Annotated in this window: 9 protein-coding genes; 3 read left to right on the top strand and 6 right to left on the bottom strand. The window is 73.5% G+C overall.

The window, feature by feature from the left end:
• Nucleotides 1-160 precede the first annotated feature (160 nt).
• Complete coding sequence (locus IEY37_RS04150; protein WP_188940281.1) at nucleotides 161-2,161, bottom strand: S9 family peptidase; 2,001 nt, start codon at nucleotides 2,159-2,161, stop codon at nucleotides 161-163.
• A 164-nt stretch (nucleotides 2,162-2,325) separates the two neighbouring features.
• Between IEY37_RS04150 and IEY37_RS04145 the strand changes: the two genes are divergently transcribed.
• A complete protein-coding gene (locus tag IEY37_RS04145; RefSeq protein WP_229673807.1) occupies nucleotides 2,326-5,553 on the top strand; it encodes an alpha/beta fold hydrolase in 3,228 nt (1,075 codons plus the stop codon).
• 46 nt (nucleotides 5,554-5,599) lie between these two features.
• Nucleotides 5,600-6,517: an ABC transporter permease gene (locus IEY37_RS04140; RefSeq protein WP_188940280.1), complete on the top strand. Its 918-nt coding sequence runs from the start codon at nucleotides 5,600-5,602 to the stop codon at nucleotides 6,515-6,517.
• Between the two features lie 603 nt (nucleotides 6,518-7,120).
• Here IEY37_RS04140 and IEY37_RS04135 read toward each other — a convergent pair.
• The 3 genes from IEY37_RS04135 to coaE form a co-directional block, all read right to left on the bottom strand.
• Nucleotides 7,121-7,561: a VOC family protein gene (locus IEY37_RS04135; protein WP_229673806.1), complete on the bottom strand. Its 441-nt coding sequence runs from the start codon at nucleotides 7,559-7,561 to the stop codon at nucleotides 7,121-7,123.
• Nucleotides 7,562-7,714: 153 nt separating this feature from the next.
• Nucleotides 7,715-9,895 carry an excinuclease ABC subunit UvrB gene (gene uvrB, locus IEY37_RS04130; protein WP_188940279.1) on the bottom strand — a complete coding sequence of 727 codons (2,181 nt, stop codon included), beginning with the start codon at nucleotides 9,893-9,895 and terminating at the stop codon, nucleotides 7,715-7,717.
• 110 nt (nucleotides 9,896-10,005) lie between these two features.
• Complete coding sequence (coaE, locus tag IEY37_RS04125; RefSeq protein WP_188940278.1) at nucleotides 10,006-11,199, bottom strand: dephospho-CoA kinase; 1,194 nt, start codon at nucleotides 11,197-11,199, stop codon at nucleotides 10,006-10,008.
• Between the two features lie 159 nt (nucleotides 11,200-11,358).
• Here coaE and IEY37_RS04120 point away from each other — a divergent pair, with 159 nt between their 5' ends.
• On the top strand, nucleotides 11,359-11,556 hold the full coding sequence (locus tag IEY37_RS04120) for a hypothetical protein (RefSeq protein WP_188940277.1): 198 nt from the start codon (nucleotides 11,359-11,361) through the stop codon (nucleotides 11,554-11,556).
• A 377-nt stretch (nucleotides 11,557-11,933) separates the two neighbouring features.
• Here IEY37_RS04120 and IEY37_RS04115 read toward each other — a convergent pair whose 3' ends face one another.
• Entirely contained in the window at nucleotides 11,934-12,695 is a 762-nt protein-coding gene (locus IEY37_RS04115) for a hypothetical protein (RefSeq protein WP_188940276.1), read from the bottom strand.
• Nucleotides 12,696-12,909: 214 nt separating this feature from the next.
• Entirely contained in the window at nucleotides 12,910-14,382 is a 1,473-nt protein-coding gene (gene rpsA / locus IEY37_RS04110) for a 30S ribosomal protein S1 (RefSeq protein ID WP_188940275.1), read from the bottom strand.
• Nucleotides 14,383-14,450 lie beyond the last annotated feature (68 nt).

Below are 14,450 nucleotides of genomic sequence, written 5' to 3'. Positions count from 1 at the left end.
TTCGTCGGAGTCGCCGGAAGTATGTCCGACCCCCCCGACAGTCCCCGAGCGATTTCACCGTGGGCGGACCAGGACCAGGGAAGGATCAGGGTCACCCTGACCGGGATCCCGACCCACCCGGACGCCGCCCGTCGCGACCGCCGTCCGGGTGGGAACGCCGTCAGGCGGCGGGCTGCGCCACCCCGCCCCCCTCGACCGGCAGGTACCTCGACCACCACTCGAGGATGGCGGCGAAGCGCTGCAGGCGGTGGCGTGGCCGGCCCGACCTGGACAGTTCGTGCCCCTCCCCGGGGAACAGCAGCATCTCGGTCTCCGCCCCGCGGAGCTTGAGGGCCGTGTAGAGGCGCTGCGCCTGCTCCACCGGGCAGCGCCAGTCCTGCTCCGAGTGGATGATCAACAACGGGATGCGGATGTCGTCGGCGTGCGCCAGCGGGCTGATCTCCCACAGCGTCTCGCGGTCGTCGCCGACGTACGCGGACGCGAAGAAGTAACCGATGTCACTGGACCCCCGGAAGGAGTCCCAGGCGTTCACGGCCCGCTCGCTGATGCCGGCGACGAACCGCTCGGGCGCGTGCGAGGCGAGCCAGGACGTCATGAAGCCGCCGTAGGAGCCGCCCATCACCCCGACGCGCCGACCGTCGCACTCCGGGAGCTCCAGTGCCGCGTCCAGCAGCGCGAGCACGTCGGCCACGTCCACCGTGCCGAACCTGCGGACGGCCGCCCGCCCGTGGTCCTGCCCGTACCCGGCCGATCCCCGGGGGTTCGGCAGTACCACCGCGTAGCCGGCGCCCGCGTAGACCTGTGCCTCGTCGAACAGTCCCCAGCCGTACGCGGCGTGCGGACCACCGTGCACGTCCAACAGCACCGGGTGCGGTCCGGGTCCCGGCGGCAGGACCAGGAAGCCGTGCACCGGGTAGCCGTCGGACGACGTCGCGGTCAGCTCGACGTGCCGGGCGAGTCCCGCCTCGCGCAGCGGTGCCGCGACGTCGGTGACAGCGGTGCCGGGGGTGGCGGACTCCGGCCCTCCCGGGGTGGCGGACGACGGCGGGCCGAGCCGCACCAGTTCCCCGGGCGTCCCCGGGTCGGAGACGACGGCGACGACGTGCTCGCCGGCGGCCGCGAAGCCCTTGACCACCCGGGCGCCGCCGACCAGCAGCGGCAGGTCGCCGAGCCGGACGTCGCGGGCGTCGAGCGGCACGGCGGCGAGGGTGCTCGCCCCGCGGTCCAGGACCGCGACCAGGACCCGGTCGCCGGACACCACCGGGTTCCCGGCGGCGGCGTCCACGTCCACGGTCTCCTCGTCGGTCATCCGCCGCGGCGGCCCACCGGCCGCGGGCGCCGCCCACAACGAGGTGTTGCGCCCGTTCCAGTCCTGGTCCGGGAACGCGGCGCCCAGGTAGTAGACGGTGTCACCGTCGACGACGAGCCGCTGCGCGCTGCCGCCGGGACGGACGACCACCTGGGGTGCCGCCGGCCGGTCGGCCGCCGACGGCACGTCGACCCGGACGATCTCGTCGTCGATCCGGTCCGGTCCGGAGGCCCGGGCGTAGAGCACGGCCGTACCGTCGGCCGTCCAGGCCGGGTGGCGGGCGCCCGCCGGCTCGTCGGTCAGGCGGACGGCATCGGCACCGGCACCGGTCCCGAGGTCCTGGACGAACACCTGGTCGGGGCGGTCCAGCACGAAGCCCTTGCCGTCGGACCGGTAGGCCAGCCGGTCGATCCGGCGCGGTCGCTCGCCGTCGGCAGGGACGTCGTCGTCCGTGCCGTAGCGGCCGGGCTCCGGGACGGCGGCGAGATACACGATCCGGGTGCCGTCGGGCGAGAACGTGGCCGGCCCCGCGCCCAGCGGGTGCTCGGCCAGCGCACGGGGCTCACCGCCGTCGACGGGACACTCGAACAGCTGCGGCCGCCCGGTGCCCGTGCGGCGGAGGAACACCATGCGACGCCCGTCCGGGGACAGCACGGGCGCGGAGTCCTGGTCACCCGCGGTGAACCGGTCCGGCTCCGACGCGGCGCCCGCCGACGGGGCGATCCGCACGATCTCGCTGTGGTAGTGGTCCTGGTCGGCGTCAGGGCGGGCGGCGGCGACCATGACGGTGCCGTCCGGGCCGACCGCCGGGGTGGCCAGCGTGGTCCAGCGCTCGATGTCCTCGGGATGCATCCGGCGACGGTAACCACTGGTCGTCCGCCGGCAGCGGTGAGCCCCGCCCGACGGCCGGAGCGCGCACGCCCCGGGTCTGTCGTGGGCCTGTGGCACTGTGAGTGCATGGCGCCCCTGACGACCGATCGAGCTGGCCGCACGGCGGCCGGGAGTGATCGGCAGCGGTGAGGCACTGGTTCCGAGCCCTGCTCGCGGGCCCGCGGCGCAAGGCGGTCGCCGCAGCGCTCGCCGTCGTGGTCGTCGCTGCGCTGGTCTGGGCGGTGTGGCCGGCCTCGGCGGCACCCGCCATCCGCACGGAGGACGAACGGATCACCGTGGCGGGCGGTCCGCGTGTCACCGGCGACGTGGAGCTGGACGCGACGCTGTACCTGCCCGCTCGACTACCGGCACCGGCCGTGATCGTGGCCCACGGCTTCGGCGGCTCCAAGGCGTCCGTCGCGGCGGACGCCCGCGACTTCGCGAGCCAGGGGTTCGTGGCGCTGGCCTACTCGGCGCGCGGGTTCGGGGCGTCCACGGGCCAGATCGGCCTCGACTCGCTGGACTACGAGATCCCGGACGCCCGGGCGCTGGTCGACTGGTTGTCCCGACGCCCCGAGGTCGTGCAGGACTCGCCCGGCGACCCGCGGGTCGGCGTCACCGGCGCCTCCTACGGAGGCGCGCTGGCGCTGATGCTCGCCGGCACGGACCGTCGGGTGGACGCCGCCGTACCGGTGATCACCTGGAACGACCTGCAGCAGGCGTTGTTCCCGAACCGCGCCGAGAGCGGCGGCGGGTCCGAGCCGGCCACGCCGGCCGGAGCGGTCGCCGGTGGCGACGGCGTCTTCAAGAAGGCGTGGGCGGCCGCCCTGGTGGCGTCCGTGGCATCCGGTGCCGGCCTCGCCGGCGCCGCGGGAACCGCGCCGACCGACAACGGCGACAGCGGATTCGGCCGCGGCGGCGGGTCGTCGACGTCGTCCACAGCACCGGCCGCCGACCCCGGCGACGCGGGGACCACGCCGGCCACGGGCACGTCCGGTCCGGCGGGCACGGCCCCGCCGTCCGCCGGCGGAGCCGCGACGGGCACCTCCGGGGGTGCCGCGGCTGCCGTCGCCGCCGGATGCGGCCGGCTGATGCCCACGTTGTGCGCCGCCTACGCCCAGGCGGCGCAGACGGGCAGGCTCACGCCGGCGCTGGCCGCGCTGCTGGCCAGGTCGAGCCCCAAGGCGGTGGTCGGCGACATCACGGCTCCCACCCTGCTCGTCCAGGGCGAGCGCGACACCCTGTTCGGTCTCGACCAGGCCGACGCCAATGCCCGCGCGATCGCCGGGAACGGCGCGACCGTGGCCATGACCTGGTACGACGGCGGGCACGACGGCGGCAGCCCGGACCAGGTCACTCGCAACCGGATCAGCGGCTGGTTCCAGCACTACCTGTCCGGGGCGGCGGCGATCCCGTCCGACGCCTTCGTCTACAGCGTCCAGGGACCGCTCGGCGACAACGGCCGGGCACGGACCCGCACGTTGCAGGCCGGGGACTACCCCGGGCTCGACGGCGCCGCCGCGGTCACCCGGCGCGCCGTCGCACTGACCGGCGCGACGCAGACCGTGGTGAACCCGCCGGGCGGCTCGCCGGCCGGCATCTCGTCCCTGCCCGTTCTGTCCGGGCTCGGCGGAACGGCACTGTCGACGCTCGCCGGAGGACTGCCCGGACAGACGGCCCGCTTCCGCTCCGCGCCCTTGTCGGCGTTGACGGTCCTCGCCGGCACTCCGCGCGTGACGATCCAGCTGTCCGCGCTGCCGACGGCGCCGCTGTCCGGTGCGTCCGGCACCGGCGACGAGGCGGTCCTCTTCGCCTCGCTCAGCAAGGTCACCGCGACGGGGGCCACCACGCTGGCCGGCAACGCGGTGGCACCGGTGCGGGTCGCCGTGCCCGCGGACGGCCGGCCGCACGAGGTCACCATCGACCTGCCGAGCGTCGCCTTCCAGGTCGAGGCCGGGTCGCGACTGCAGGTGGGACTGTCGACCACCGACCAGGGCTTCGCCGGCCCGACCGCCCCGGCCGCCTACCGGATCGCGCTGGGCGGCGACGGTTCCGTCAGCCTCCCCGAGGTCGGTGGTGTCCGGGTGTCCGGTGGCGACGTGCCGGTCGCCACCCTCGTCGGCCTCGTCGTGCTGGCCGCTGCTCTGCTCGCCGGTCTCGTGCTGGCCGGCCGGGTCCGCCGGCGCCGCACCGCCGGCGTCGCACCGTCCCGGACGCCGGCGCCGACCGGGACGCCGGCGGGGACCGGCACGCCGGCGCCGATCACTCCGACCGGCACGACCGGAGCCAACGGGACCACCGGACCTTTCAGGCCGTCCACGCCGGCGTCCCAGGACGCCGACGGGCACCCGGCCGGTGCGTCTCCCGCGCCGCTGCTCATCCGGGGCCTCCGCAAGTCCTACCCGGGGGGTGTCACCGCGGTCACCGACGTGGGTTTCCGGGTGGAACCCGGCCAGGTCCTGGGGTTGCTCGGCCCGAACGGCGCCGGGAAGACCACCACGCTGCGCATGGTCATGGGACTGATCACCCCGACGGCCGGCGAGATCCTGGTGTTCGGCCGGCCGGTCCGGCCGGGAGCCGAGATCCTGTCGAGGATCGGCAGCTTCGTGGAGGGTTCGGGGTTCCTGCCGCACCTGTCGGGTCGGGTCAACCTCGACCTGTACTGGCGGGCCACCGGCCGCCCCCGCGAGGACGCCCATCTCGAGCAGGCGCTCGAGATCGCCGGCTTGGGGACCGCGGTCGACCGGCGGGTGAAGACGTACTCACAGGGCATGCGCCAGCGACTCGCGATCGCCCAGGCCATGCTCGGCTTCCCGGACCTGCTCATCCTCGACGAGCCCACCAACGGCTTGGATCCGCCGCAGATCCACGCCATGCGGGAGGTCCTGCGCCGGTACGCCGCCACCGGGCGCACCGTCGTGGTCTCCAGCCACCTGCTGTCCGAGGTCGAGCAGACCTGCAGCCATGTGGTCGTGATCAACCGCGGGCGCACGATCGCCGCCGGCACCGTCACCGAGCTGGTGTCGGCCTCCGGCGACACCGTCTTCACCGTCGACGACGTACCGGCCGCCGCCCGCGTGCTGCGCGACCTCGACGGAGTCGGCGCCGTCGTCGACGACCGCATCGGGCAGGCCCCGTCGGAGGTCGCGACGGCAGCCGACGCGTCCGGATCCCTGCGCGTGGACCTCGACCGGTGCCCGCCGGACGTGGCCGTGGCGGCGCTGGTCCGCGCCGGCATCGCCGTGCGCTCCGTCGCGCCCCGCAACCGGCTCGAGGACGTCTTCCTGGAACTGGTCGGCGCCGCCGGGCCGGAGGTGCCCGCGGACACCCGGACCGGATCCGAGCCGGTCGGCGCCGGACGAGGGGCACCGTGACGCCGGCGACCGCACGCCCGCAGGTACTCAGCGAGGAGGGACGCGCGTGACCGCAGCCCACGATCGGTCCGCCGAGGCCGCGGCCCACGCGTTGGCCTCCCTCGGCCCGCCGGTCGACGCCACGGCTTCCGGGGTACCGCACGGGTTCCGGCCGGGCCGGACGCTGCCCGTCCGCGTCGAGGTGGCGCGCCAGCTCCGCCGGCGGCGCACCCAGCTGTCGCTGGGCTTCATGGTGGCGCTGCCGGTGATCCTGTGGTTGGCGTTCTCGTTCGGGTCCGACGACAACGGGTCCCGCAGCTCGTTCGTCGACCTCGCCCAGGGCGGCGCGGCGAACTTCGCGCTCGTCTGCCTGTTCTTCTCGACGAGCTTCCTGCTCATCGTCGTCATCAGCCTGTTCTTCGGCGACACCGTGGCGTCGGAGGCGTCGTGGTCGTCGCTGCGCTACCTGCTGGCCATGCCGGTGCCGCGGCTGCGGCTGCTGCGACAGAAGGTCGTGGTCGCGGCGTTGCTGTCCTTCGTGGCGCTGGTCCTGCTGACCGCGACCGGCTGGGTGGTGGGCGCGCTCGCCTACGGCACCGGGCCGCTCACCACCCCCATCGGCGACCAGTTCACGCCGGGCACCGCGGTCGTCCGGTTGTCCGTCGTGGTGGCCTATGTCGCGGTGCAGCTCACCTGGGTCGCCGGGTTGGCGTTCCTGCTCAGCGTGACCACGGACGCGCCGCTCGGCGCGGTGGGCGGCGCCGTGCTGCTGTCCATCGTGTCGCAGATCCTCGACCAGATCTCGGCGCTCGGCACGCTGCGGAACTGGCTTCCCACGCACTACTCGCTGGCGTGGACCGGCGCCGTCGTGCAGCCGATCCGGTGGGACGACATGGTCCGCGGCGCCTTCTCCGGCCTGGCCTACGCCGCAATCTTCTTCACGCTGGCGGCGCTGCGCTTCCGGCGCAAGGACATCACCAGCTGACACCTCGACCGCCGGACGAGACGGTGGTGTCCGGCTCCGCGCGCGCCGCCCGGCGCCGCGGTGATCCAAGCGTCGCGGCGCCCGGGCGTCGGGATGCTCAGGCGTCGGGGTGCTCAGGCGTCAGGTGCCGCAGCCTGACCGTGCTGGAGCGTCGCGGTGGCGCAGCGCCGGGAGTAACCGGGCACCGCGGTACAGGAGCGTCGCGGTACAGGAGCGTCGCGGTGCTGAAGCGTCGCGGTACTGAAGCGTCGCGGTGCTGAAGCGTCACGGTGCCGCAGCGCCGGCAGTAACCGGAGCACCGCGGTAGCGGAGCGCCCGCGGCATCCCGGCGCGGTACGGGCGTCCGAGGACTCAGGGCACTCAGGTCACCGCGGCAACGGAATCGCCACCTGCGGAGGGTGAAGACCTCGGACTGCCGGCATCTCGGAGAGTCCAGGCGCCGACATGACCGAGGTGTCGGGCGCCGGCATTACCGGGGCGCCGGCATCACCGGGGCGCCGGCATCGGGGTGTCGGCGCCCCGGCACCGAGGTGCCGAGACGCCCCGGTCACCACAGCGCCGGGTGACCGGGACGGCGAGGACGGGCCGCCGCCGCAACGTCGGTCACTGCACGCAGAACTCGTTGCCCTCCGGGTCGGTCATCACCATCCAGCGCTCGCCCCAGTCCCCGGTGCGCTCCTGCACCACGGCCGCGCCGGCGCCGATCAGCCGCTCGACGTGCTGCATCACCCGTTCCCAACGCTGCTGGGGGTCGCTGATGCCCCGTCCCACACCGACGTCCAGGTGCAGCCGGTTCTTGACCTGCTTGTGCTCGGGCACCTTCTGGAAGAAGATCCGCGGCCCCGGGCCGTGCAGCGGCACGATGGCGCTGGCGTCGTCCCACCGCTCCTCGGGCAGGCCGGAGGCCCGCAAGGCCTCTTCCCACGTCTGGAAGCCGGGCGGCGGGTCGTCCAGCCGGTAGCCGAGGGCCACGCTCCAGAAACCGGCGAGCAGCGCGGGGCTGCCCGCGTCCACCACCACCTGCAGGCTCACGGTCTCGGTCACGGCGACTCCTGTGTCCTCGGGCCGGCCGGGCGGGCCGACGGGGTTCGGTCAGCGGACGGCCGGGCGGCCGACGGCCTCAGCGACTGTGCGGGGCGAGGGGCCGCCGAGGCGATCCCGCCCGGCCGGCCGACCGGGCGGGTCGCCAGGCATCGATCAGCGCGCCGCCACCGTGACACCGGTGGCGTCCATGCCGCGGATCTCCTTCTTCAGCTCGGCGATCTCGTCGCGCAACCGGCCGGCCAGCTCGAACTGCAGCTCGCGTGCCGCGGCCATCATCTGGTCCGTCAGCTGCTGCACCAGGTCGGCCATCTCGGATCGGGCCATACCCGCGGTGGAGTGCCCGACGTAGACGCCGGAGCTGCTGCCGCCACCCTTCTCACCGGTGGCCTTGCGCCCGCGGGAGGCGTTGCGGCCGGAACCGCCGATCGGCACCCGGCTCCCGTCCACGGACTCCTCGGCCTCGGCGTACACCCGCTCCAGGATGTCGTTGATCTTCTTGCGGAGCGGTTGCGGGTCGATCCCGTGCTCGAGGTTGTAGGCCTGCTGCTTGTCGCGCCGCCGGTTGGTCTCGTCGATCGCCCCGGCCATCGACGGGGTGATCTTGTCCGCGTACATGTGCACCTGGCCGTTGACGTTCCGCGCGGCGCGGCCGATCGTCTGGATCAACGACGTGCCGGAGCGTAGGAAGCCCTCCTTGTCCGCGTCGAGGATCGCCACCAGCGACACCTCCGGCAGGTCCAGGCCCTCCCGGAGCAGGTTGATGCCGACCAGGACGTCGTACTCGCCCAGCCGCAGCTCCCGCAGCAGCTCCACCCGGCGCAGCGTGTCGACCTCGGAGTGCAGGTACCGGACCCGGATGCCCAGTTCGAGCAGGTAGTCGGTGAGGTCCTCCGACATCTTCTTCGTCAGCGTCGTCACCAGCACGCGCTCGTCGCGCTCGGCCCGGGCTCGGATCTCGCCGACCAGGTCGTCGATCTGACCGGTGGTCGGCTTGATGACGACCTCCGGGTCGACCAGGCCGGTCGGCCGGATCACCTGCTCCACGAACTCGCCCTGGCTGCGGGTCAGCTCGTAGGTGCCGGGGGTCGCCGACAGGTACACGGTCTGACCGATGCGGTCGGCGAACTCCTCCCAGGTCAACGGCCGGTTGTCCATCGCCGACGGCAGCCGGAACCCGTGCTCGACGAGCACCCGCTTGCGCGAGGCGTCACCCTCGTACATGGCGCCGATCTGCGGCACCGTGACGTGCGACTCGTCGATGACGAGCAGGAAGTCCTCGGGGAAGTAGTCGATCAGCGTCGCCGGCGCGGAACCCGCCGGGCGGCCGTCGATGTGCCGCGAGTAGTTCTCGATGCCGGAGCAGAAGCCGACCTGACGCATCATCTCGATGTCGTAGGTCGTCCGCATCCGCAGCCGCTGCGCCTCCAGCAGGTTGCCCTGCCGCTCCAGCTCGGCCAGTCGCTGGGCGAGTTCGGCCTCGATGCCGGCGATGGCCTTCTCCATCCGCGCGGGCCCGGCGACGTAGTGCGTCGCGGGGAAGATCCGCAGCTCGGTGACCTCGCGGACGATGTCTCCCGTCAGCGGATGCAGGTAGTACAGCCGCTCCACCTCGTCGCCGAAGAACTCGATCCGGACGGCCAGCTCCTCGTACGCCGGGATGATCTCGACCGTGTCGCCGCGCACCCGGAACGATCCGCGGGTGAACGCCACGTCGTTGCGCGAGTACTGGATCTCGACGAGCGCCCGCAGCAGCGCATCCCGGTCGAGCGACTGGCCCACGGCCACCGGCAGCGAACGGTCCAGGTAGGACTGCGGCGTGCCGAGGCCGTAGATGCAGGACACCGACGCGACGACGATGACATCGCGGCGGGACAGCAGCGACATGGTCGCCGAGTGCCGGAGGCGCTCGACGTCGGAGTTGATCGACGAGTCCTTCTCGATGTAGGTGTCCGTCTGCGGGACGTACGCCTCCGGTTGGTAGTAGTCGTAGTACGAGACGAAGTACTCGACCGCATTGTGCGGGAACAGCTCCCGGAGTTCGTTGGCCAGCTGCGCGGCGAGCGTCTTGTTCGGCGCCATGACCAGCGTCGGCCGCTGTATCCGCTCGATGAGCCAGGCCGTCGTGGCCGACTTGCCGGTGCCGGTGGCGCCCAGCAGCACGACGTCCTTCTCGCCCGTCCGGAGCCGGCGTTCGAGCTGCTCGATCGCCTCCGGCTGGTCCCCGGACGGCCGGTACGGGCTGACCACCTGGAACCGACCCTCGGAGCGGGGGATGTCGCCGACCGGACGGTGCTCGGAGACGGCGAGGACGGGGTGCTCGGTCGCGAATGCCACGTACCACAAGGTACGCGGCACCCCCGACAACGACCCTGACGTGCGACAACGGCAGCCGCGACCCGGGACCCGGGACCCGGGATTCGGGCCCCACGGCGCGGGACTGAGCGTCAGCCGGCGGGATGCCAGCCCGTGCGCCGCGCCCACGCCAGTCCGCGCCGGTACGCCTCCGCCATCCAGGGCTCCTTGGCCTCGGCGTATCCGGCGGCGGTGCGGTCGGCTGCGTGGTCGACCGCCGCCCACCGCTTGACCGCCAGGTACTCGGCCGCCGCCTCGGGATCGGCGCGCAGCCAGGCCGGGAAGAGCAGCGCCCAGCGCCAGCCGGGACTGTCTCTCACCCTCACGTGGAGGTTGACGGTACGGCCCGGATCGGCGTTGGCGTGCAGCCGCTTGTCCCACAGCGCCGGTTCGTCGGCCGGCGGGTGCGGCGTGTCCCTCCACCGGCCCGGAACCCGGGGGAAGCCGGCGTCCCGCAGCGCGTCCGACCATTGGTCGGCCTGCGCGAGGTCGTCCACAGCGAGCTGCAGGTCGACGACGTCCTTGGCCGGCATCCCCGGCACGGCCGTGGACCCGATGTGGTCGACTCGGCCACCCCCGGTCGCCCGGGAGACCCGGGCGGCCAGCCGGGCCGCCGCCTCCGGCCAGCCCGGATCGGCCGGCACGAGGACGGGGCCGCCGCGTTGCGCGGGATCACCCGCCAGGACGGCGTCCCGGAAGGGCAGGATGCGACCCCTCCAGGTGTCGGCGACGAGCGGTCGGAGGGCCTCCGGGGAGCCGTCGTTGGACCACCACAGGTCGCACAGCCTGGCCCGCGCCCGGTCGTCGATCTGTGCCGCCAGCCGCGCCCGGGCGTCGGACTCGGCCAGCCCACGGCCGACCAGCCGGCGCACCCGCACCTCGTCCGGGGCGTGGACGCCGATCACCAGGTGGAAGGCGGCAGCCGCTGCGACGTCGCGGAGCAGCGGGATGTCGTTGACCACGACGGCCTCGCGCCCGGCCTCGCGGACGACGGCATCGAACGCGGCGCGGACGCGGGGGTGGGTGATGGCCTCGAGCCGGCGGCGCGCCTCCGGGTCGGCGAACACGACCGCGGCGAGCGCAGCCCGGTCCAGCGCGCCGTCCGCGCCGACGACACCCGGTCCGAACGTCCGGACGATCTCGGCCAGCCCGGGTGTCCCCGGAGCCACGACGTCCCGAGCCAGCCGGTCCGAGTCGACGACGGTCGCGCCGAGCTCCGCCAGCATCCGCGAGACGGTGGACTTCCCCGCACCGATGCCACCGGTCACCGCCACCGTGAGCGCCACGACCACCTCCTTCCCCGTGCTCGTGGGCCGTTCGTGTGGGCGCCGACGACACACCGCGCACCTGCGCGACGGCGGCCCCGACCGGACCTAGCGTGACAGCAGCGACCGAGGTGGGGCCGCCCCGGGTGGGGTCGGACGCCGGTCGCACGAGGAGGATCGGTGAGCACGACGTTCGCGACGGCGATCGGGATGGGCCGGCACCGCGCCGGCGGGCCGGGACTGGTCCCGGTCACCATGCTGGTCCAGGTGCGGCGGCGTGGCTGGTTCCGCTCCCTGTTCCGTCCCGCCCGCCACCGCGCTGTGCCGGACCAGGTCACCGGCCCTCTGCGACGCCCGGCTCCGGCGCACGCCCTCTAGGCGCGTCCGGCGGGCCGCGCCTCCGGTGCGGCGGTCGGGCGCCCGGTTCCGCCTGCATCGCGACCGTCCGGCAGGTCCGGGACGAGCCGCCTTTCGGCAGCTGCCGGGCGTCACGTCCGTTGTCTGTCTGCCGGCCCTGACCGGCGGCGGGTGAGCAGGGACGTCCTGCCTCCACGGTTGCGGGTCGGCTGTCCGGGGCCGCGCGCCCTCCGGAGCCGCCATCAAGCGGAGGGTGCCCGCCGACCGTCGCCCGGGCCCGGTCGGCGGCGTGCCGCCGGCGGGCGCAGCCTGCGACCCCCCGCCGCGCCGCCGGCGCGCTCCCCCGGCGCCGACACCGCCCTACTGCCCGTCCGGCTGGACGGGCGGCCGGCCGGCCGTCAGGCGTTCTTCAGGATGCGGGCCAGGACCTGCTCGGCGAGCAGCGGCAGCCCGCTGGTCAGCTTGTCCGCGGATGCCAGCTTGTCGGCCGCGACCACGCTCAGCGTCCAGGTGTCGTACTGCAGGACGATGAGGCCGCCGTCGCGCAGCAGGATCCGGGCCGGGTAGCCACGCACCGTCGCCGCGGACGACGTGGCACCCAGGTCCTCCTCGCTGGACCGGGTCAGCGTGACCTGCTTGGCCGCCGAGGCGGCGTTGTTGTAGGTGGTCAGCAGCACGGTCACCTTGCCGGTCTTGCCGCCGTCGGTGCTGCCGAAGCGGCACCGGGCCTTGCCCGTCACGCCGCGCTCCGGGTCCGCGACGTCCTTGACCCGGACCGACCCGCTGGGCACGGTGGCGCCGAGCGCCTTCTTGATGTCCGACTGGGTGAGCAGCAGCGCGCAGCTCACGCTCAGCGGGTCCACCTTCTCGAACGGCGCCGCGGACGACTTGGTCGTGGAGGGCGCCGTGGTGGTCGCTGCGGTGCGCGTGGCGGTGGTCCTGGTGGCTGCGGTGGTCCCCGCGGTGCCGGTCGCCGATCCGCTCGGCGGCACCACGGTGACCGACCCGCCGGATCCGGCCGTGCCGGTCCCGGTGGCACCCGTCGCGCCGGTGACCGTGTTGGTGAACGTGACCGTCCGAGGGGCGGACGTCGACGAGTTGCAGGCTCCGACGGCGAGGGCGACGGCGAGCATCACGGGAACGATCGAGGTGCGGCGCATGGTTCCACGGTAACCAGCACCGGTGTGGGGAGACCGTTGACCCGCCGTGCCCGACCGGTTCTCCAAGGTCACGATGTGGCGTCGAAACCCTTGCGCCAGGCGAACATCCGCCGGGCGGCGGCCGCTGGACGGCCGGGACCACGGACCGGGAACGGCGACGGGCCGCCCTCCCTGGTGGAAGGGCGGCCCGTCGGTGCCGCTTGTGCCGGCCGGGTCAGCTACCGGCGAGCCGCTCGCGGAGCGCTGCGAGCTGCTCGTCGTTGACCAGCGAGCCGGCGGGCTCGCTGCCGGCCGAGCCGGTGGTCGCTGCGGAACCCGAGGAGTAGTTGCTCGGGCCCGCGGCCTCGGCGTCGGCGGCCTGGGCGCTGGCGATCTGCTTGAGGTGCGCCTCGTACACGGCGTGCGCGTCGGCGTACTGCTTCTCCCACGCCTCGCGCTGCGTGTCGAAGCCCTCGAGCCACTCGCCGGTCGCGACGTCGAAGCCCTCCGGCGGCAGGAAGTTGCCCTGCTCGTCGTAGTGGTCGACCACGCCGTACTGGGCGCGCACCTCGTCGAAGTCCGTCTCCGGGGTGATGCCCTCGTTGGCCTGCTTGAGCGACAGCGAGATCCGCCGGCGCTCCAGGTCGATGTCGATGACCCGGACGAAGATCTCCTCGTCCACGGTGACGACCTGCTCCGGGATCTCCACGTGCCGGCCCGCCAGCTCGGAGATGTGCACCAGGCCCTCGATGCCGTCGTAGACGCGGACGAACGCGCCGAACGGCACCAGCTTGGTGACCTTGCCGGGGACGATCTGGCCGATGGCGTGGGTCCGGGCGAAGTGCCGCCACGGATCCTCCTGCGTCGCCTTCAGCGACAGCGAGACCCGTTCGCGGTCCATGTCGACGTCCAGGACCTCGACGGTGACCTCCTGGCCGACCTCGACGACCTCGCTCGGGTGGTCGATGTGCTTCCAGGACAGCTCGGAGACGTGCACCAGGCCGTCGACGCCGCCCAGGTCCACGAACGCACCGAAGTTGACGATCGAGGACACGACGCCCTTGCGGACCTGACCCTTGGCGAGCTGGTTCAGGAACTCGCTGCGCACCTCGGACTGGGTCTGCTCCAGCCACTGCCGGCGGGACAGCACCACGTTGTTGCGGTTCTTGTCCAGCTCGATGATCTTGGCGTCCAGCTGCCGGCCGACGTAGGGCAGCAGGTCGCGCACGCGGCGCATCTCGACGAGGGAGGCGGGCAGGAAGCCGCGCAGGCCGATGTCCAGGATCAGGCCGCCCTTGACGACCTCGATGACGGTGCCGGAGACGACGCCGTCCTCTTCCTTGATCTTCTCGATCGTGCCCCAGGCTCGCTCGTACTGCGCGCGCTTCTTGGACAGGATCAGACGACCCTCCTTGTCCTCCTTCTGGAGGACCAGGGCCTCGACGTGCTCGCCGAGCTCGACGACCTCGTTGGGGTCGACGTCGTGCTTGATCGACAGCTCGCGGGAGGGGATGACCCCTTCCGTCTTGTAGCCGATGTCCAGCAGGACCTCGTCCCGGTCGACCTTGACGATCGTGCCCTCGACGATGTCGCCATCGTTGAAGTACTTGATCGTCTGGTCGATGGCGGCGAGGAAGTCCTCGGCCGACCCGATGTCGTTGATCGCGACCTGCGGGACGTTCGAGGTGGGGACGGTGGGGGCTGACATGTGGTGGGGTGCTCCGAAGGGTGGACTGGGATCGGTGGGCCGCCGGGCGCGGTCGCGACCAGAGGGGT

Source organism: Nakamurella endophytica, assembly GCF_014646215.1.
GTDB lineage: Bacteria > Actinomycetota > Actinomycetes > Mycobacteriales > Nakamurellaceae > Nakamurella > Nakamurella endophytica.
This window is presented reverse-complemented; position numbering and strand designations above follow the sequence as displayed.

Coding starts and splice junctions, on each gene's coding strand:
- IEY37_RS04150 (WP_188940281.1), bottom strand. CDS start 2,161: ATGCATCCCGAGGACATCGAGCGCTGGACCACGCTGGCCACCCCGGCG.
- IEY37_RS04115 (WP_188940276.1), bottom strand. CDS start 12,695: ATGCGCCGCACCTCGATCGTTCCCGTGATGCTCGCCGTCGCCCTCGCC.
- rpsA (WP_188940275.1), bottom strand. CDS start 14,382: ATGTCAGCCCCCACCGTCCCCACCTCGAACGTCCCGCAGGTCGCGATC.